Origin of the sequence: Dyadobacter fanqingshengii, assembly GCF_023822005.2 — a bacterium.
Taxonomy (GTDB): domain Bacteria; phylum Bacteroidota; class Bacteroidia; order Cytophagales; family Spirosomataceae; genus Dyadobacter; species Dyadobacter fanqingshengii.
Map to the genome: position 1 here is coordinate 4895157 of NZ_CP098806.1, position 20413 is coordinate 4915569.

Below are 20413 nucleotides of genomic sequence, written 5' to 3' on the forward strand. Positions count from 1 at the left end.
TTAACTGAAAGTGTCTACCTTCTCCACAAAATCGCGATAATGAACGGCGGGAATAAAATGTTGCTGAGAGCGATATTGTAACACCATGAAAACCAAAAACAGCGAAATCAGGAAGGATTGCAGCATCAGGATCATTAATGTGCTCCCTAATGTAGACGCCCAGCCTGGCGTTGCATTGCCGATCAGTTTCAGGAAAATGATAAAAATAATGAATGCGATCGCGACGCCTGACATGAAAATAGAAAAGATCAGAATGCGCACTGCCGTAGTGTCCACCAGCACGGAAATGGCGCTCAGTCCATGCAAAACGAGTGAAACAAAGTTCATTTTGCTTTCCCCAGCCAACCTTTTGGCGCGGTTGGTCAAAACTGAATCGTACGGAATGCGGGATTTAATGATGCCGCCCGGATAATTGTTCCAGATCTCCGAAACGCGGACCAAGTTTTGCAAGCGATTCTGCGGGACGAGGCTGAAATTGCCAAATGTGATCACTTTTCCCGTCAGTAACTTGAAAAGCAATTTGTAAATCACATAAAAAGAGCGGAACAGCAAATTTTCTGTGCGCTTGTTGCGTTCTGCGAAAATGATCTTTCCAGGTTCTTGCAACGATCTTTGTGCCAGTAAGTTAATATCGCTGGGAGCGTCTTCTCCATCCGCATCCATGACAATCACTTTATCAGCTGCAATGTGCTCGGCCACGTAGGAAAGGCCTATGGCAATGGCTTTTTGGTGGCCCAAGTTGCGATATAGCCGCAGGACTTTTATCTCTTTTCCTCCAAAATTCGCAAAGGGCTGCGTCCTTTCTCTTGACGAACAGTCATCGACGATAAATAGCGTGGTATTTTCTAAGATCGAGGCGTTGAGATCCGCATTAATCTTTTGTATAAGCAGGTTCAGCGCCTCCCAGTCGTTGAATTGAGGAATGATAATGACAAAATTTTCTGGCATGGGGGAGGAATTTGAAAGCCCCCGAAAGATAACATTCGGAGGCTTCTGAAAGAATTAAACGGTTTTTACTCCTAGTCTTGAAGAAATGCCGTCATGAATTTGGGTCAATGTCTCAGTCAGGCCATATTCCCAGTTCCAACCTGGGTAATGTGATTTGAATTTAGACAAATCGCTCACATACCAGATGTGGTCACCAATCCTGTTCGTCTCTGAGTATGAGTAAGATAATTTGTTTCCTGTAATCTGCTCGCAAAGCGCAATGGCTTCCAGCATGGAGCAGTTTGCAAAACGCCCGCCGCCCGCATTGTAAACTTCGCCCGGACGTGGATTTTGATAAAAATGCCAGAACATATTGACAAGATCGTGGCTGTGAATGTTGTCACGAACCTGCTTTCCTTTATAACCAAAAATCGTGTAATGGTTGCCTGTGATGGCACATTTCATCAAATAGGCAAGGAATCCGTGCAACTGTGCTCCGGAGTGGTTTGGGCCCGTAAGACATCCGCCACGGAAAACCGCCGTTTTCATACCGAAATAACGGCCATATTCCTGCACCATAATGTCAGCCGCTACTTTTGACGCACCGAAAACAGAATGTTTCGTATGGTCAATGCTGTGCTGCTCGTCAATGCCGTTCTCGAAATAAGGATGGTTCTGATCGATTTCCCAGCGTGTTTCCAGCTCGATCAATGGCAAATAATTAGGATTATCACCGTAAACTTTATTAGTAGAAGTGAAAATAAAGACAGCCTCAGGTGTATGCAAGCGTGTCATTTCCAGCATATTAAGCGTTCCAACAGCATTTACACCAAAATCGGTAAATGGCTCTTTCGCTGCCCAGTCATGGCTTGGCTGTGCGGCAGCGTGGATGATCAGCTTAATGTCGGTTCCGTATTCTTTAAATATGGGTTCCAGCTGGCTTACTTCGCGAATATCAGCTGAGTAATGTTTGTAATTATTAAACTGGTCCTGGATCCTGTTACGGTTCCATTCCGTATTTCCGTCAGCGCCGAAAAAGTATTCTCTTAGATTATTATCAACACCAATTACCAGATCAAATTTATCCGCTAAAAAAGCAACCGATTCACTTCCAATCAGTCCGGCTGAGCCGGTTACCAAAGCTATATTCATGTTTTTGTGTACTTTTAATTGCCTGTTCTTGCCCGTTAAATACAAATGTATCCTGCCTCGAATACGTAAAGTAAATTAAAATTGTTCAATTGTCACAACTTCGATTATCCAAGGGAGCTTGCCAAAAGGATTATACGCTGAGAGCGATATTAAAATTGTTCAATATGATATAAACACTGTCTCAAAAAAAAGATATCCCCATTTTCGTGAGGATATCTTCAATATTTTGATAGAAATATCTTATTGTTTTACAAGTGCACTGGTTGTGCCGCTGTATAATTTAGCGCGGATATCGTTCACACGCGTCTCCAATTCCGGCTTCGCTTCGTATTTTAAAGACATTTGACGAGGCAATGAATCCGGGCTAACGCCATAAACCAATTCGTTGCCAGTATTCAGGTCTTTTTGCTCTATGTGATTATATTTTTGATAGTCACATGAAGAAAGCAATGCAAGACAGGCAACAAATGCAACAATTTTATAGAATTTCATTTCTTTGATCGTTCATAGTAATATGGGCAAAAATAACCGTCATTTTCATAACCACCAAATCAGCCCGGCTGAAATGTTACTTTTTTAATTCGGCCAGTTCGCTGCGGACAAATTGCATCAGATCAGTGATATGCTGTTCCGAGAAGTCGAACGGAATGTTGGCAGCCTGATAAATCTCCCCGATTGTAGCCGTATAACCCAGCTTCAATGCATCCAGATATCCTTTGAGGCCTTTTGCAGGATCCTGGCGGTAATTTTTCCAAACGCCGATCGCCCCCAATTGCGCAATTCCGTATTCAATGTAATAGAATGGAACCTCGTATATATGTAACTGACGCTGCCACAGATATTTTTTATAGATTTCAAGGCCAGCCCAATCCATCACTTTGTCGGTGAATTCCTCATAAATGCGAACCCATGCATCTGTACGCTCATCAGCAGAATGTTGCGGGTTTTCGTACATCCAATGCTGGAATTTGTCTACCGTCGCAACCCAGGGAAGCGTTTCCAGAATGGATTCAAAATGCTGGATTTTCGCTCTTTTCAGGTCGTTTTCGTTTTCAAAGAACTCATCCCAATAATCCATTGTGATTAATTCCATCGACATCGAAGCAAGTTCCGCGACTTCCGAAGGCGTGTGTTTGAATGAATTCAGCTTCAAATTCCGCGTAACGAGCGAATGCACCGCATGACCGCCCTCATGCAGCAATGTCACCATATCCCGCAAGTTGGATGTTGCATTCATGAAAATAAACGGAACGCCGATTTCATCCAGCGGGTAATTATATCCACCCGGCGCTTTCCCTTTCCTCGATTCCAAGTCCAGATGTTTCATGGTTTTCATCGTGGTCAGGCAATCGCCGAGGAACGGATCCAACCTGGAAAAGCAGCGAATCGTTTTGTTCAGCAATTCCTCTCCCGTTGCAAACGGCTTTAATGGAGCCAAGCCTTGCGGATCAACTTTTGTGTCCCACGGACGAAGCGCATCCACTTTCAAAGCCGCTTTTCTGCTCGCAGCCATTTCATCCAGCATGGGTACAACTGCTTTTTTGACAGATCCGTGGAAATTGAAACAATCCTGCGGCGTGTAGTCAAAGCGACCCATGGCAGCAAACATATAATCCCGGTAATTAGCAAAACCAGCATTCTTACCCACCTGATCGCGCAATGTTACCAACTTGCTTAGGAGCTCATCCAATTGTGCGTGGTCGTCATAACGTCTGCCGCTGATGGCGCGCCACGCCTCTTCGCGAATGTTACGGTCTGTGGATTGAAGGCGGTCGGCTGCTTTCTGCAACGTCATTTCCTCGTCGTCCAATGTTACTGTCATAGCGCCTGCTATGGCTCCATAACGGCGCTCTTCGGTTTGCATTTCGGTTATCAGCGGAATATTTTCGTCACGGAAAATCTCAATGGCTTTTTTCATGCCGCGCAATGTGATCGCAAAGCCCGGCTCGGTTAATTCGCTCAGATAAGGGCTGTCAACCACTTTTTTATCCAGAGCATTGCCATATTCCGCCAGTTTGGGCTGGATTTCGGTAATGAAAAACTGCAATGCATTGATCAGGCTTGTATTAGCCGTATCGCAAGTCTGCCGAATGTATCGCCAGGCAAAGTTTTCCGACAAATAGGATTCAATTTCACTGCGGTCCAGAAACCACTGCTGTAAATCTTCCGCAGAATGAATCTCCCTGTTTTTCAGATTTTCAAAAAATGGCTCCACATCTTCCCATTTTTTCAAATCAAATTCTTCCCCTATGAATGCCCGTGTTCCCCGGGTCAGTATGTCAATATTATCGGTTGTCATTTTTTAAAAAGGCTTATTACTGATTTTCAAAGTTAGATACGGATTGCAAATTTCTAAACCGAGTCCGCTCGTTGCGTTGTATCCGTCAAATTATCGGTGATAACATTCTCCGTTTGATGAACGTTTGCGAAGGCGTATTCCATTTTGCTTCGGTCGAATTCTTTTTCATTGTTGGCGAGCCAGATCGTGGCCACGCCGTTTCCGATAAAATTGGTGATCGCACGGGCTTCGGACATGAAGCGGTCGACTCCCAGAAGGAGCGCCAAACCTTCGACGGGAATCACTTTAATGGCAGTTAATGTGGACGCAAGCACTACAAACCCGCTTCCCGTGACGCCCGCAGCGCCTTTGGAAGTTACCATCAGAATACCAATCAGCGACAGGATTTGCCCGAATGTTAAATGCACATTAAAAACCTGCGCAAGGAAAATGGTGGCCATGGAAAGATAGATCGTCGTTCCGTCCAGATTAAAAGAATAGCCAGCCGGAACTACAAGCCCTACAACCGGTTTGGAACAGCCCATACGCTCCAATTTGACCATCAAGGAAGGCAAACCCGCCTCCGAAGATGATGTGCCTAACACAATCAGTAATTCCTCGCGAATGTATTTCAAATAAGACCAGAGACTGATCTTGTAAGTCCGCATCACCAGTCCTAAAACGCCGAAAATGAAAATCGCCATCGTTGCGTAAACCGTTCCCATCAGCTTGGCAAGCGGTAATAATGTATCAATGCCGTATTTTCCAATAGTATAGGCCATCCCGCCAAATGCCCCAATCGGTGCAAAGATCATGACGAGGTGTAAAGCGCGGAAAACGTATTTGGAAGCGAAATTAAGCCATTCCGTGACTTTTTCTTTACCCGAATATTTACTTAAAACAGTTCCTAAAACCAGTGAAAACAGCAGCACTTGCAACGTGACATTATCCAGAAAAAATTGCAACCAGCTGAAATCCTGAACTTTACTTGTAAATGCTGACGCGTCGCCTTTTTGTAAATTGCTGGTTACCACGCCATCGCCGGGCCGGATCACATTCGCAACCACGATGCCCACTATCAAAGCCAAGGTTGTCACCACTTCAAAGTAAATAAGCGCCTTGGCTCCGACTTTCCCCACTTTTTTCAGGTCGCCCATCCCGATTATCCCAAGTGTAATGGTCAGGAAAATGATGGGATTGATGAAGATTTTGACAATTGAAATAAAACCCTTTCCCAGAATCTCCATTTTTACGGCCTGGTCTGGAATATAATGTCCCATTAATGCGCCGGCCGTTATGGCTGTAAGAACCCAGAAGGTAAGATTCGTGAATAACTTTCTCAATGTGAAATGGGTCTAAGATCGGGGCGTTTCGCGTAAGTTTTGAAGTTACAATAATAAAAGTCCGAGGAATTGTTTCGCCAATGGAAAAATAAATTTTTCTAGATTATTTATATTTAGTCTAATTTATAATTTTATATTTGCCTCACACAACCGAAATACTTAAAAGACAGGAGCGCCTCCATGCGAACGAATTATTTCTGCCGAGTACTAACCCTCATTTTGCTGTTTTGCAGTGCGATCATCAACGCAGTTGCAGGTCCCGGACAGCGCATTGTTTCGGCAAACGGGACTTTGAGCGAGATCTTATGTGGGCTGGGATTAGAGAAGCAATTGATCGGTGTGGACGTAACGAGCACTTATCCCGCTTCGTTGGAAAAAATCCCTAAAATAGGCCATAACAGGACCATCGCAGCGGAAGGCATACTGACTTTAAACCCAGATGTGATTATTTATACAGACCAGAGTTTATTGTTGCCCTCGGTGGTAAGGCAGCTCAAAAGCAGTGGTAAAAAGGTGGTAGAGTTCAAGCATGAATATTCCAGGGAAGGCGCTATCAAGCTGATCCGGGATGTGGGCGCTTATTTCAATGCAAAACCACAGGCAGAAAAACTCGTAAAATCCCTTCAGGCGGACCTTGCGAAGGTTAAACTCATTGCTGCACCTCAGAAACTCCTGTTCATATATGCAAGAGGAACCGGCACGTTGATGGTTTCAGGGACAGGCACGTCTATTGATAAAATGATTACGCTGGCAGGGCATAAAAATGCGGTGAGCGGATTTACAGAATATAAACCATTGACTGCGGAATCATTAATAACGGCCAATCCTGACGTGTTGATGCTCTTTTCGAGCGGATTGGAAAGCTTGCAGGGCATGGACGGACTGCTCAAAGTGCCGGGCGTAGCAAATACAAATGCGGGAAAAAACAGAAAAGTGATTGCTATGGATGGCCAATTGCTGACCGGCTTCGGGCCGCGGCTCGGCAAAGCGGCATTGGAATTATCGCAAAAAGTAAAATAGGATTGAATGTTGGCTGAAATCGCAAAGGAACCGGATCAATTTACGAAAACTGCATCAGTAAAACGGCTGCAACTTCCGTCTTCGACGGGTAAAATGTCCTGGATCCTGGGTTCGCTATTGTTTGCATGCGTGGTTTTTTCGGCTTGCACAGGCGCATTGTCGATTTCGCTGACAGAACTTTGGGAAATCATCGCATTAAAACTGGGCTTTATTCAGGAAACGCGGGTTGAGGAACAGAAGTCGATCGTTTTTTGGGTGATCCGTTTGCCGCGTGTTTGTCTGGCAGTGCTGATAGGAGCGGGCTTGGGCATTGCAGGCGCATCGTTACAAGGACTTTTCCGAAACCCTATTGCAGATTCAACATTGATCGGGGTGACATCGGGCGCTTCGTTGTTTGCGGTGTTCGTAATCATGCTCAATGTCAAATATTTTGGAATATTAAATGAATGGGTTGGCGTTTATGGCATTTCGTTTGTGGCATTTGTGGGCGCGGCGTTAACAACCTTACTGGTTTATCAACTATCCAAAATCACCGGCGACGGCGGCGTGACCACATTGCTGCTCTGCGGAATCGCCATTAATGCTTTCGTAGGCGCTATGACCGGACTGATGACATATCTGGCTGATGACGCGCAGCTCCGTTCGATCACATTCTGGAACCTGGGAAGTTTGGGCGGTGCTAACTGGACTTCCGTGCTTGCGGTTTTGCCGTTTGTAGGCATTTCGGTGTTTTTTATGCCTTATCTTTCCAAAGCGTTGAACTTGCTCGTGCTTGGCGAAAGTCAGGCAGGAAGTCTGGGCGTGAATTTGAAGGTTTTGAAACGACAGGTCATTATCCTGGCGACTTTGGGCGTTGGCGCGTCCGTTGCGGTCGCAGGCACAATCGGTTTTGTTGGACTGGTGGTTCCGCACATGATACGCACAACATTTGGCCCTGATCATAAAACATTACTGATTGGTTCAGCATTAGCAGGTTCCATTGTACTCACACTGGCAGACACACTTTCGAGAACGATCGTGGCGCCTTCGGAACTTCCCATTGGGATTCTGACTGCATTACTGGGGACGCCGTTTTTCATATACATTCTTTGGGAGCAAAAACGGAGCAAGCTATGATTGAGGTTAGTAATGTTGGTTTTAAAGTGCGGAACAGGGCCCTTTTAAAGGATATCAGTTTCAATGTCCAGTCCGGGCAGTTTTGGGCCGTCGTTGGCGCCAATGGTGCTGGAAAATCCACATTGATTAAAATACTTTCAGCCGAACTTTCGCCCACATCCGGTTCCGTTTTCCTTGATGGAGAGGATTTGAAAAAGCATAAATTGAAAGATCTGGCAAAAAAGCGCGCGGTTTTATCTCAACAAAATGTGATCAGCCTGTCATTTACGGTGCAAGAGATTGTTTTAATGGGCAGATATCCGTTTTATGACGCTGAGCCTACGCAGAAAGATCTTGAAATCGTTGACGTATGTCTTAAAAAAGTGGGGATTAGCGCTTTGAAAAACCAATCTTACCCAACGCTTTCGGGCGGGGAACAGCAGCGTGTGCAGCTGGCGAGGGCTCTGGCGCAGATTTGGGAAATGAAAAACGGGCTTTTGCTATTGGATGAGCCAACGACCGGAATGGACCTTTTGCACCAGTTTGAAACATTTCATTTGGCCAAACAGCTCACGGCTAAGGGTTTTTCGATAGTGGCTGTGGTTCATGACCTTAATCAGGCATTGCAATATGCAGATCAGGTTTTAATGTTGAAAAACGGACAAAGTTATGCGATGGGTATACCGGAAGAAGTGCTGAATGAGCGCATTATCAAGGATGTTTTTGGATTGCCGGTGAAAATTGTCCAGTCCGAAGATTTGAGTTACCCAGTCATTGTGCCGGATGTGCCCATGGTTTCCATGGATTATTAAAATCATTATAACAAAATATCAAAATGAAATCTACCCTGTCACCAGAAAGAACTGAACTGAAAGAACGCTGGTCCGAATTTAAGGTTACCAACCCCAAAACCCGGATCCGGGACGCTGCAAAGGAACTCAATACGACCGAAGCAGAGCTCGTGGCCACAGGGGTCGGTGAAAATGTAACATTACTGGCCGGCGATTTCCGTGAGCTGATCAAGGAAGTAGGCTCGCTCGGGCACGTAATGGCGCTCACGCGCAATGATCACGTTGTACACGAGCGGAAGGGAGTTTACGAAAAAGTATCTTTTAATAACCATGTAGGCTTGGTTTTGGGAGAAGACATTGACCTGCGGCTTTTTCTGGGCGATTGGAAATTTGGCTTCGCTGTTTCTGAAAACGACCGCCACAGCTTGCAGTTTTTCAACAGTTTTGGAGACGCGACGCATAAAATTTATCTCACTGAAAAAAGCAATAAGGAGGCATTTGATGCAGTGGTAGCCAAATACAGCGCCCCAGATCAGGACATTAACCTTGTCATTGCGGAGAAGACGCCGAAACCAGCTGAATCGGAGATGGTTGCTGACATTGATAAATCAGCCTTTCAAGCGGAATGGCTGGCTTTGAAAGACACGCATGATTTTTTCACGCTGCTTCGTAAATACAATCTGACCCGCAAGCAAGCATTGCGCAATGCGCCGGAAGGTTACGCTTACAGGATAACGCCGGAAAGCATGAAGCCGGTTTTCGAAGCCGCTTCCGAGGACCAATTGCCGATTATGGTGTTTGTTTCCAATCCAAACTGCATTCAGATTCACACCGGCCCGATCAACAAGATTTTTGTGATGGGGCCATGGCTCAACATTATGGATCCTGAATTCAACCTTCACCTGCGCCAGGATGCCATTGATGAGGCCTGGGTTGTGAGAAAACCGACGGAAGATGGTGTGGTAACCGGCATTGAACTGATCGATAAAGAAGGAACAATGTTTAATCAGTTTTTTGGAAAAAGAAAGCCTGGCGTTCCTGAGCTTCCTGAGTGGCCTGCGCTGATTGAGAAGTCTGTTAGCCGGTTGTAAATAATTAAAAATCTTCTTAAAGATTGAGTTAAGATAAAATTTCGCCATAGTAATTAAAAAATTTCCGGTTTCACTTTGAGCCGGTTTTTTTTGTCATCCACTATTCAATTTTATTTTTCCAAGAATAAAAAATTTGTAAACTTTTTTGAAGAATGAACTATATAAATTATTCATTATCAATTTATTAAAAATTTTTTCTGTAAACATTTGAAATTAAAGTGAACATTAAAGTTTTAAATGATGTAAATTTATCGTTCGACTATTATTCAATGTTCTTTATATATAATCTCAATGGACACCACAAAATCTTCGCAAACCGCGCAAACTTACACCACGGACGAAGCTTATCAGGCTTCTCTTCAATACTTTAAAGGCGATGATCTGGCGGCTCGCGTTTGGGTAAACAAGTATGCGCTGAAAGATTCGTACGGTGCGATCTATGAAGCAACGCCGGACGACATGCACAGGCGCATTGCGAAGGAAATTGCCAGAATTGAACAGCTCTACCCGAATCCACTGAGCGAAAACGAAGTGTTTGATCTGATCAAAGATTTCAAATACATTATCCCGCAGGGAAGCCCGATGACCGGCATCGGTAATCCTTATCAGATTGCGTCGCTATCGAACTGTTTTGTGATCGGCAACAATGGCGCTTCCGACTCGTACGGCGGCATTATGAAAATTGATCAGGAGCAGGTGCAGCTTATGAAAAGACGCGGCGGTGTGGGCCATGACTTGTCGCACATTCGTCCGAAAGGATCGCCTGTAAAAAACTCCGCGCTGACTTCCACGGGCATTGTGCCTTTCATGGAAAGATTTTCAAATTCAACCCGTGAGGTGGCTCAGGACGGTCGCAGAGGCGCATTAATGCTTTCTGTGGCGATCAGGCATCCGGACTCTGAGGATTTTATCAATGCAAAACTGGAACAAGGCAAAGTAACCGGCGCCAATGTTTCTGTGCGTATTGACGACGAATTTATGCGGGCTGTGGAGTCTGGGGAAACCTACAAACAGCAATACCCGATCAAAAGCACCACTCCAACGCACATTAAGGACATTGATGCAACAGCATTATGGAAGAAAATTGTGCATAATGCGTGGCAGTCGGCCGAGCCGGGCATTTTGTTCTGGGACACGATCATTCGTGAATCTGTGCCTGATTGCTATGCCGATCTGGGTTATGAAACGGTTTCTACCAATCCTTGCGGTGAAATTCCATTGTGTCCGTATGACTCTTGCCGTTTGCTGGCGATCAATTTGTTTTCTTATGTTGATCAGCCTTTCACAAGCAAGGCATCATTCAATTGGGATTTGTTCAAAAAGCATATTGCAGCTGCCCAGCGTATGATGGACGACATTATCGACCTCGAACTGGAAAAGGTAGACGCGATTCTGCAAAAAATCGATGAAGATCCGGAAGACGAAGAAGTGAAAAGAGTGGAGCGCAATCTGTGGCTGAACATTCAAACCAAAGCAAAAGAGGGCAGAAGAACGGGAATCGGCATCACCGCGGAAGGGGACATGCTTGCTGCGCTGGGCCTTCGCTACGGAAGCGACGAAGGAACCGAATTTGCCGTTGAAATACATAAAACTGTTGCGCTCGAAGCATATCGCGGTTCGGTGCATACGGCCAAAGAAAGAGGTGCTTTCTCCATATTTGATTCGGAAAGGGAAAAAAATAACCCGTTCATTCTGAGGTTGAAAGAAGCAGATGCGCAGCTTTATTATGAGATGCTGGAATACGGCCGTCGTAACATTGCCATGTTGACCATCGCGCCGACTGGAACAACAAGCTTAATGTCGCAAACGACGTCAGGCATTGAGCCGGTTTTTCTGCCGGTTTATAAAAGAAGAAGAAAAGTGAACCCGGGCGACAAAGACGTGCGGGTGGATTTTGTGGATGAAGTGGGCGATTCGTGGGAAGAATATGTTGTTTTTCACCACCGTTTCCGGGAATGGATGGAGATCAATGGTTTTGATATCAGCAAAAATTACGCGCAGAAAGAGCTCGACGACTTGGTGAAAAAATCACCTTACTATAAAGCCACTTCCAATGATGTGGATTATCTGAAAAAGGTAAAAATGCAAGGCGCGATCCAGAAATGGGTCGACCATTCTATCAGTGTGACCATTAACATGCCCAATGACGTGACCGAAGAGCTGGTTGGTGAATGTTATTTAGAGGCTTGGAAAGCTGGATGCAAAGGAGTTACAGTTTATCGTGACGGTTCTAGGTCCGGCGTGTTGATTGCGAACACGGAGAAGAAAGAGGAAACAGTTTCGGGTAATGTGCCTTTTCCAACAACCAGGCCGCAAATTTTGGAGGCGGATGTTGTGCGTTTTCAAAATAAAAAAGACAAATGGATCGCATTCGTAGGTTTGATTGATAATCAGCCTTACGAAATTTTCACCGGTTTGGCCGATGATGAAGATGGGATTTTGCTGCCAAGATGGGTTAATGAAGGGGTCATTATCAAAAACCGGGAGGCGGACGGCAGCTCACGTTATGATTTTCAATATAAAAATACAAGGGGCTATAAAACCACCATTGAAGGGCTTTCTTACAAATTTAATCCCGAATACTGGAATTACGCGAAACTGATTTCCAGTACATTACGCCACGGAATGCAGATTGAGAAGGTCGTTGACCTCATCAGCAGCTTGCAACTGGACGAATCCATTAATACCTGGAAAAATGGCGTCGCACGCGCATTGAAACAATACATTCCCGACGGAACAGAGGCAAAAAGACAGAAATGCCAGAATTGCAATTCTACGAATTTGCTGTATCAGGAAGGGTGTTTGACCTGTAAGGATTGCGGTTCTTCGAAATGCGGGTGATGAGTAATGTTTTGATTTAGAGTAATGTCTTGTCAGCCTGAGCGTACCGGTACGCTCAGGCTGACAGGCGTTAACTCTTCTTAAAGTCACAGGAGTTAGCCTAGCTCAGGCTGACAAAGCATTGACCCTTAATGCGTATCCTCCACAACGCCCAGATAATTAAACGGCGATAGCGCCCTTAACTCTTCCCTGATCTTCTCTGAAACATCGAGTGTTTCAATAAACCGGGAAATTGAATCGTGCGTTATTTTTTCATTGGTTCTGGTTAGCTCTTTCAAGGCCTCGTAAGGTTTTGGGTAACTTTCGCGGCGGAGGATGGTTTGAATGGCTTCCGAAACTACTGCCCAGTTGTCTTCCAGTTCGGCTTTCAGGATTTCTCCGTTCAGCTCAACCTTGCCCAAACCTTTCATCAATGAGTTCAATGCAATGGCCAAATGCGCTAGCGGCACGCCAATGTTCCTTAATACGGTCGAATCCGTAAGGTCGCGCTGTAAACGGGAAACGGGAAGTTTGGCTGCGAAATGCTCAAATAATGCAGTTGCCAAGCCCAGATTTCCTTCTGAATTTTCAAAATCGATTGGGTTAACCTTATGCGGCATCGCGGACGAGCCCACTTCCCCAGCTTTGATCTTCTGTTTGAAATAACCCATTGAAATGTACGTCCACATATCCCGGTTCAAATCGGTCAGGATGGTGTTCAGTCTTTTCAGGCAGTCAAATGTCGCAGCCAGGTTATCGTAGTGTTCGATTTGCGTGGTGTGACGGCTTCTTTTCAGGCCCAAACCTTCCACAAAATGGTTGGCAAAAGCCATCCAGTCGTGTTTCGGGTAAGCCACGTGGTGTGCGTTGAAGTTTCCGGTTGCGCCACCGAATTTGGCTGAATTTGGAATTTTATCCAACATTTCCAGCTGACGTTCAAGCCTTTCCACGAAAACGAGAAATTCTTTTCCTACGCGTGTAGGGGATGCCGGTTGCCCGTGTGTGAATGCCAGCATGGGCACATTTTTCCATTCGATAGACATTCTTTTTAATACAAAAAGAACCTGACGGAACAAGGGCTTAATCTGACGTTCGAGCGCATCTTTCAATGAAAGCGGGATCGCGGTGTTGTTGATATCCTGCGATGTCAGGCCAAAATGGATGAATTCCTGGCAGGACTCAATCCCAAGTTTTTCGAATTGTTCTTTTATAAAATATTCAACAGCCTTAACGTCGTGATTGGTAACTTTCTCTATGTCCTTGATATGCAGCGCGTCATCCTCACTAAAATCCTCATAAATCTTGCGCAGGGAAGCATAATTTTTTTTGTCAAACTCCGCTAATTGTGGCAATGGAATTTCACAAAGAGCAATAAAGTATTCGATCTCTACATAAACTCTGTAATAAATTAGGGCATATTCGGAGAAATAAGCAGAAAGCTCGGATACTTGCTTGTAGTAACGGCCGTCAACGGGAGAGATAGCCGTAAGTTGGTTTAATGACATGATTTTCAATACAGAAATTGATTATCAGGCAAAGTTAGTAGAAATCGCCGTCGAAAATTGGTAAAAAATGCATGAAATATTCTTTTTGGTATTGATGTCAGAAATTATGAAACTATTCGCATATTCGCTGATCCAACCTTATTAGTAACTTATGCAACCTTCACCCTTTCTTGGAGAATTAATCGGCACGATGGTCCTCATTTTATTAGGTAACGGCGTCGTTGCCAATGTTGTTCTTAAACAAACCAAAGGGGAGAATGCGGGCTGGATCGTGATCACGGCAGGGTGGGGATTTGCGGTGATGATCGGTGTTTTCACAGCGAATGCTTTCGGTAGCGCGGCAGCACATTTGAATCCTGCCGTAACCATTGCGTTTGCATTTCTCCGTCAGGATTACAGCCTACTGGCCAGTTACATTCCAGCGCAATTGATCGGTGCATTTCTGGGCGCGGTGCTGGTTTGGCTGCAATATTTGCCGCATTGGAAAGCAACTGAGGATCAGGGTTCTAAGCTGGCTTGTTTTGCAACCGGGCCTGCAATCAGATCTTCCGGTGCCAACTTTATCAGTGAATTTCTGGCCACTGTCATTCTTATCGTGGGCATTGTTGCCATTGGTTATGCCGGCACTTCGGATCCTGATAAAGGTGGAATTCCGTCTGGTTTTGCTCCTTACCTGGTCGGAATGCTCGTTTGGAGCATTGGTTTGTCGTTGGGCGGCACTACGGGTTATGCCATCAATCCGGTCCGGGATCTGGGACCGCGGATTGCGCATGCCATTTTACCCATTCCTAATAAAGGAAGTTCAGACTGGTCTTACGGCTGGATCCCTGTGGCGGGCCCCGTTCTGGGAGCCATCGCCGGTGGCTTGATATTGCGTTTTTTCTACTTTTGATTATTCCACTGTAATTTTCCCGGCGCCTGAATAACTGCGATATTCACCCTGATACATGGCGTCCGCAGCGGCCGGGCCTACTGTAAATGTTCCTTTGGAAACAATGCGAACCTGATAATAGAATGTCTTGGCCACGTTATTTGCCGTGGTAAAGAAATGAATGCGGTCGTCTCGAATGTCCAGATATTCAGGGCTCGAAGCGTTTTTAATCCACGCCATATCGCGTGGCTCGGTAATTCTGGGGTTTTCAATTTCAAAGCCGGATGGAAGCATATCGGTTACCACCACGTTTTCTATCGGCAGACCATTCGTGCTGGTTAATGTCAGCTTCACAACAACCAGATCATTTTGGTGGAATGATTTAACAGGGGCTCCGTCGCGGGTAAGGAACTGTCTGCGAATGCTCAATCCCTGATCTTCCTCCGCATAAGCCCCGGTTGCCGACATGCCCTCCGATTGCGAAAACCAATATAAGTCACCCGAGCCTTGTGTTTGAAGAACAACCTTTTGGTTATCAATTCCTTTTGAAATTTTGAGTTCTTTACCATTGAATGTTGCGAGATTCTTTCCATTCGCTGAAACAGTTGCAGTAACTGTCGAGCTTGCAGTTTTCTTGGCCAGTTTTCCCAATGCCAAAACGGAGAATGCAGCTTCTTGTGTATTGAGATAGGCTGCCGACTGAACCGTCTTAGACAATTGTCGAGCCAAAACGGGTATTTGGACATTGTCAGGATCAGATTCAACAAGCGTATTTAAAACCAATGACATGTTCCGCAATGGAGAGGAATAGCTGTTGTCGAAACCTTGCGTGCCGCTTTCCGGGACATATTTCTTCGGTAATAAAACATTGAAGCTTCTGGTGTCACCTGCCAGTTGAAATGCGGCCGCAAGCAAATATTTAGAATCTAATGTGAGCAAATGCGGGTTTTGCTTGTAATAATTCATGGAAGCCCGGTTTGGCTGGCTGTTCAATGCGAGGACGTAAAGCGAATAAATGGCTTCTCTTCTTGCCACTGTTTTGCGAGTTTGAGATCCAGATGAATGTTCATTTCCGTAATTCAGTCCGTTGGCCGTGCTCGCGGTGATTACTTCTTTATTCGCCGTGTTTCCGGTTTGTGTTTTCAGGTAATCCAATGCCCGGCTGAGTGTTTTTGCATTGATTTCAAAGCCCGCTCTTCTGGCTTCTTCAAGAAAATGAGCTGCATAGGCGGTTGCCCACCAGTCTTCCTGCGTTGAACCAGGCCACATGCTCATTCCACCATTAAATAATTGCAGCGATTCTACTTTCCTGATCGCTTGCTGCACATTCGTCATGGGATTGAAATCGCTGGCGCCACTTTTTACGGTGTAAACAGGCGCGGCCATTGCTTTGGTAAGATCGGCAAAGTAAATCTGCGGAAATGCCTTGGATACAGTCTGTTCCAGGCAACCGTAAGGATAGCCGAGCAATGTAGCAAGCGCTTTTCCGCCTCCTTGCACCAACGGCGACCGGCTCAGAACAAGCTGACTTCGGCTTGTCGAAGGAATAAATGTTGAGGACAGATTGATTAACCCCTCTTTTCCAGCTGCTATCTGCCCCGAATTGCTGGATTTCAAAAGCGGTGAAGCCGGACGAACTGTAATGTTGGTCTGGTTCGTGAAAGTCTCGCCGAATGCTGAAACTTTAACTGTAATGTTCGCAAGTCCGATCGCTTGCAGCGCTTTCACGGCGAAAACGGCACGAGCCTCTTTCCCCGGCAGGATCGTCATTTTTTGAGTCAGCGGAGCCGCTCCGGATGCAAGCGGACCATTCAATTGCACGGAAACCGTTGCATTTGCGGCCTTATTTTCTATGTTACTAATGTTGATGGGAAGCGTTAATTCGTCACCCGGGCTCAAAAATCTGGGGAGACCTGCGCTGATAACCACAGGATCTGCCACTTTCATGTTTTTTGTTGCAGAACCGAAAGCATTGTCTTTATAAGCCACAGCCATAATTCTGAGATCGCCGCTGAACTGCGGCAGATTAACATCGAATGTGACTTCACCGCTGCCATTGGCCGTTAATAAGCCGCTCCAAAACGATACGAGTTCCGTCCGGCCATTGCTCAAAGGATTGATCCTTCTTTCCAGATCATAACCGTCGCCACCAAAGCTGGATGAGCCGCTGATGGTCAGTTCTGGAAATAACTGCGCGTATAAATCGTGGGTAGTAACTTCCAGGGCACATTTTTGATAAAAGTGGCCATGAATATCCGGCGTTTTGGAGTTTTTGATTTGCAAAATTCCTTCATCCACAACGGATAATGTTACTTGTGCATTAGGAGACGTTTTTATTTTGATCTGCTGCTTTGTCTTGGATCTTGATTTTTCAATGGCTGTGATCGTAACCGGTAATTTCCGGTCAGGATCTTCTACAAGAATGGGCGTAAATCCGTGCGCAACAGTCAGCGGCATATCCGTAGTGTCGAAAGGACGGATCAATGTGGCCGTGATAAAGACATTGGGTAAATGTTCCTCGGTGAGTTTCAATATTAATTCAGCAGCCTTTTTCTCTGTTTTCAAAATGTGCTGTTCGAGCACATTGTTCCGCTCGACTGTGACTAAAAGTTTCCCGTCAAAAGGCGTCTTGAATAAAACCTTGGCCGATTCTCCGACATTATAATTAGGCTTGTCAGTTTCCATCAGTACGCGCCCTTCGTTGCTGACCTCGAATGAAGAATACTGCGTGTAGCCATAGCCGTACGCATAAAACCTAGCAAGCGTGTAATGTTCTGCGCCCGGCCTGCGCACGCGAACTTCGTATTCTCCCGAAACCGTCGGTACATATTGAATGCTTCCTTTTCCTGTTTTGAGGTCTAATGTTGCGGAATAAACTGTCTTTTCGCTTTTTCTGGAAGTGTATTGCAGCACATCGTATCTCTTCTCGACAACGGTTTGATATTCTAGCCGAACGACCTCGATTTTTGCGGAGCTTTTGTGCAGAACGCCTTTGCTATTCACACCAATAATTTCAACCGGAACCGGCGCATTGGTTCCAACATATGCGTCGGGAAGACGAATTCCGTAGAATGTTGGCTGGGTAAAAACATCAAATCGCTGCAAACGATTAACCGGACGGCCATTCTCATCAAAAACGGTCACAAATATTTTTCCTTCCAGCACACCAATGTCTTTTAAGCCAGCAGCAATCGGGAAACTTTCTGTTGCTTGTCCTTGATCGTTGGTAACGCCCTGGCGGCTTTGTTTTTCAAATGCAGTTTCACCTGGAATATCAAATACAAATTCCGGGAAAGCAGCTGCGGAAAACCCTTTCCTTTTGAATTGGGCATCCATCTCGTAAGTGCGGTTGCTGGCCGGCGGACCAAATAAATTGATTGCAGTTGCGGTTAATGATACATTGCTTCCGGAAAAATATTCCTTCGCAGCGCCGCTTAAATCCACTTTTATCCGGTCTGGCATGAATTCTTCGACACTAACGGCATGCGAGGCAAGCAGAATGTCGTTACCATTATAAACTTCCAGCACATATGTTCCGGTAAGACCGCCCGCGTCGATAGGCACTTCAATTTCAACTGCGCCTTGCTCATTCGTATTTTTGCGCCATGTGCGATATTCTCTTCCATTGGGTGTGACCATGCGCAGTTTGAGCGGAATTTCTTTTGCGCTATCCCATTTTTTTGTGCGGATAATGGTATTGAAATGCATGGTTTCGCCTGGGCGGTAAATATCCCTCTGACCATAAATAAATGCCTGCAAGCCAGATACATTGTCCCGCAGGCCTTCCACTTCAAAGCGTGAAGTTTCTACTTGGGTGTCTTCTAAAATGAGATAGTTAAAGTCTTCCTTAATGGTAGCCGTAAGCATTGCAATTTTAAATCCCGGAGCTTTTTCGCTGAGCTTTTCAATGTGTGCAATGCCTTCGCCATTGGTATTTGCTGTGTGTACAGTCTGATTATTAGAGCTGATCAGTGTAATTTCAATATCGCCTAGCGGTTCGTTGGTTTTGATTGAATTGGCGAAAATCCACATTTCATCTTTGCCCTGTTTCGCAATGAGCCCAATGTCCGAGATGGAAACGAGTTTGGTTGCGCCGAGATAGGCCTCTTCTTTTGAATTAACAGAAACCAGATATACGCCCTTTCGCTGATTATCTTCGGGTAATGCCACATTCAAAGCGGCTATTCCTTTGCTTTTTGGCAGGTTTTCGGTTTCTACGGTTTTGTCAACAATGATGTCGCTTAACTCATTGTCCCGGTCGTCGCTATAATTAAAAGCGCCGGTTTCAACCCAATCATCGCCGGAATAGCCGTATTCGTTCCAGCGGTTGTTGCGGACGTAGCTCAGGATGTTATTGGCATATAATTTTGAAATTTTAACCTGAACTTTCGGAATGTTTACGATCTGAACGCCCAGGTTTTTTGAGCCTTTCGGCGTCATGTAAAGTGCCTTTTTATTGGCAAAAGCAATCGACGCAGGCATTTTTCCAAAAAAAAGGTCCTTAGAAGTTTCGTCCTCCAGGAATGCGCCCAAAACACCCTTTAATGTTTTGTTAATGAGTAAATTGTAGGTTTCTGTTTCATTGAATTCTCCACGGATGATGAAGCCATTTTCGGTTGGCTCGGTTTGAACTGTTATCTCTGGACTGAGTTTAAACCCGTCGGTGATGCTTTCTTTGTTCAGTTCCTGGGTTGTGACAATGCGTGCAAATCCCGCATTATTTTCAAAACCTGTTTTAATATCAACGATTTCCAGGTGAAGCGGTGATGGTAAACTGGCACTTTTGGTGATTGCTTCTTGGCTTATATAAGCGGTGTTTTGAACTTTCAGGCCCTTTTCAATGGCAATGTTTACGGGGATCGGGTTATTGTCGGCCTTTCCGAAATTGCTTATAGCGAGCGTGACCGAATGCTCGTTTGTTGTTTGTAATATCTTGTAATCCAGTGATTTATTATCAAGCGTTACTTTCAGCTTTTCAGCAACATTCTGGTGGTTTACCGGGTAATTAAAAATTAATCTCAATCGTGCTTCCTGCTTGCCACTTTCCTGGGAGAGTGTCCACCAGCTTTCCGTTTCAACCAATTGAAGATAAGGCGTATGGAAGTCGAGCGGGTCTTTTGAAACGGATAATTTGCCGTCTTTATCAGCTTTTTCAATCAGCTGTTCGGTCAATTTGGCGGTGTATCTGGTAGCGGCCCCGAAGCCGGCCACGGGTGAGAAAACAAGCTCATTGGGTGCCGACCATTTGAATTTACCGCGCACTGCGGGCTCAAATTGAACGTATTGCGTAGAGTCCCAATCATTCAGCTCGCTTTCCGGAACGATGTCCTTATTGAATGTAAAAACGAGGTTTTGCGACTGACTGATTTCGTCTGTAAAATTGGTTCCGGCAACGCGGATTTCATTAAGAGAAGAGCAGCTGTTGAATAATATTGGAATGAAAAGGAACAAAAAGAATGCAAAAGCAGAAGTCTTTTTCATAATCACGAAGGGAGTAAACGTAAGTGAGAACACACGTAA

The 20413-nt window shown here is 45.2% G+C and carries 13 protein-coding genes; 6 read left to right on the forward strand and 7 right to left on the reverse strand.

Going from position 1 to position 20413, the window contains the following annotated elements; translation table 11 throughout:
- The 5 genes from NFI81_RS20475 to NFI81_RS20495 form a co-directional block, all read right to left on the reverse strand.
- Entirely contained in the window at positions 1-948 is a 948-nt protein-coding gene (locus NFI81_RS20475; protein WP_234615258.1) for a glycosyltransferase, read from the reverse strand.
- 54 nt (positions 949-1002) lie between these two features.
- Positions 1003-2079 carry an NAD-dependent epimerase/dehydratase family protein gene (locus NFI81_RS20480; RefSeq protein ID WP_082216769.1) on the reverse strand — a complete coding sequence of 359 codons (1077 nt, stop codon included), beginning with the start codon at positions 2077-2079 and terminating at the stop codon, positions 1003-1005.
- A 240-nt stretch (positions 2080-2319) separates the two neighbouring features.
- A complete protein-coding gene (locus NFI81_RS20485) occupies positions 2320-2571 on the reverse strand; it encodes a hypothetical protein (RefSeq protein ID WP_233799109.1) in 252 nt (83 codons plus the stop codon).
- A gap of 76 nt (positions 2572-2647) precedes the next feature.
- Positions 2648-4378, reverse strand: coding sequence for a M3 family oligoendopeptidase (locus NFI81_RS20490; RefSeq protein WP_234615257.1), 1731 nt, complete (start codon positions 4376-4378; stop codon positions 2648-2650).
- 53 nt (positions 4379-4431) lie between these two features.
- Entirely contained in the window at positions 4432-5700 is a 1269-nt protein-coding gene (locus tag NFI81_RS20495; RefSeq protein ID WP_255717567.1) for a cation:dicarboxylate symporter family transporter, read from the reverse strand.
- A gap of 180 nt (positions 5701-5880) precedes the next feature.
- On the opposite strand from NFI81_RS20495, the gene NFI81_RS20500 reads away from it, so the two are divergent.
- From NFI81_RS20500 to NFI81_RS20520, 5 genes are all read left to right on the forward strand, one after another.
- Positions 5881-6720 (forward strand): heme/hemin ABC transporter substrate-binding protein, encoded by an 840-nt coding sequence (locus tag NFI81_RS20500; RefSeq protein ID WP_234615256.1) that lies wholly within the window; start codon positions 5881-5883, stop codon positions 6718-6720.
- Between the two features lie 6 nt (positions 6721-6726).
- Entirely contained in the window at positions 6727-7836 is a 1110-nt protein-coding gene (locus tag NFI81_RS20505) for a FecCD family ABC transporter permease (RefSeq protein ID WP_234615255.1), read from the forward strand.
- The gene (locus NFI81_RS20510) at positions 7833-8627 is read left to right on the forward strand and encodes a heme ABC transporter ATP-binding protein (RefSeq protein WP_234615254.1); all 795 of its coding nucleotides are present in this window, start codon (positions 7833-7835) and stop codon (positions 8625-8627) included. Before NFI81_RS20505 ends, NFI81_RS20510 begins: the two co-directional genes overlap by 4 nt.
- Positions 8628-8650: 23 nt before the next feature.
- A complete protein-coding gene (locus NFI81_RS20515) occupies positions 8651-9697 on the forward strand; it encodes a hemin-degrading factor (protein WP_234615253.1) in 1047 nt (348 codons plus the stop codon).
- Positions 9698-9988: 291 nt separating this feature from the next.
- Complete coding sequence (locus NFI81_RS20520) at positions 9989-12538, forward strand: adenosylcobalamin-dependent ribonucleoside-diphosphate reductase (RefSeq protein ID WP_234615252.1); 2550 nt, start codon at positions 9989-9991, stop codon at positions 12536-12538.
- A 128-nt stretch (positions 12539-12666) separates the two neighbouring features.
- On the opposite strand, the gene purB is transcribed toward NFI81_RS20520, so the two are convergent.
- The gene (gene purB / locus NFI81_RS20525; RefSeq protein WP_234615251.1) at positions 12667-14022 is read right to left on the reverse strand and encodes an adenylosuccinate lyase; all 1356 of its coding nucleotides are present in this window, start codon (positions 14020-14022) and stop codon (positions 12667-12669) included.
- Between the two features lie 151 nt (positions 14023-14173).
- Here purB and NFI81_RS20530 point away from each other — a divergent pair, with 151 nt between their 5' ends.
- Entirely contained in the window at positions 14174-14914 is a 741-nt protein-coding gene (locus NFI81_RS20530; protein WP_234615250.1) for an MIP/aquaporin family protein, read from the forward strand.
- On the opposite strand, the gene NFI81_RS20535 is transcribed toward NFI81_RS20530, so the two are convergent.
- The gene (locus NFI81_RS20535) at positions 14915-20374 is read right to left on the reverse strand and encodes an alpha-2-macroglobulin family protein (RefSeq protein ID WP_234615249.1); all 5460 of its coding nucleotides are present in this window, start codon (positions 20372-20374) and stop codon (positions 14915-14917) included.
- Positions 20375-20413: the final 39 nt, after the last annotated feature.

Coding starts and splice junctions, on each gene's coding strand:
- NFI81_RS20475 (WP_234615258.1), bottom strand. CDS start 948: ATGCCAGAAAATTTTGTCATTATCATTCCTCAATTCAACGACTGGGAG.
- NFI81_RS20480 (WP_082216769.1), bottom strand. CDS start 2,079: ATGAATATAGCTTTGGTAACCGGCTCAGCCGGACTGATTGGAAGTGAA.
- NFI81_RS20485 (WP_233799109.1), bottom strand. CDS start 2,571: ATGAAATTCTATAAAATTGTTGCATTTGTTGCCTGTCTTGCATTGCTT.
- NFI81_RS20490 (WP_234615257.1), bottom strand. CDS start 4,378: ATGACAACCGATAATATTGACATACTGACCCGGGGAACACGGGCATTC.
- NFI81_RS20500 (WP_234615256.1), top strand. CDS start 5,881: ATGCGAACGAATTATTTCTGCCGAGTACTAACCCTCATTTTGCTGTTT.
- NFI81_RS20505 (WP_234615255.1), top strand. CDS start 6,727: ATGTTGGCTGAAATCGCAAAGGAACCGGATCAATTTACGAAAACTGCA.
- NFI81_RS20510 (WP_234615254.1), top strand. CDS start 7,833: ATGATTGAGGTTAGTAATGTTGGTTTTAAAGTGCGGAACAGGGCCCTT.
- NFI81_RS20515 (WP_234615253.1), top strand. CDS start 8,651: ATGAAATCTACCCTGTCACCAGAAAGAACTGAACTGAAAGAACGCTGG.
- NFI81_RS20520 (WP_234615252.1), top strand. CDS start 9,989: ATGGACACCACAAAATCTTCGCAAACCGCGCAAACTTACACCACGGAC.
- purB (WP_234615251.1), bottom strand. CDS start 14,022: ATGTCATTAAACCAACTTACGGCTATCTCTCCCGTTGACGGCCGTTAC.
- NFI81_RS20530 (WP_234615250.1), top strand. CDS start 14,174: ATGCAACCTTCACCCTTTCTTGGAGAATTAATCGGCACGATGGTCCTC.
- NFI81_RS20535 (WP_234615249.1), bottom strand. CDS start 20,374: ATGAAAAAGACTTCTGCTTTTGCATTCTTTTTGTTCCTTTTCATTCCA.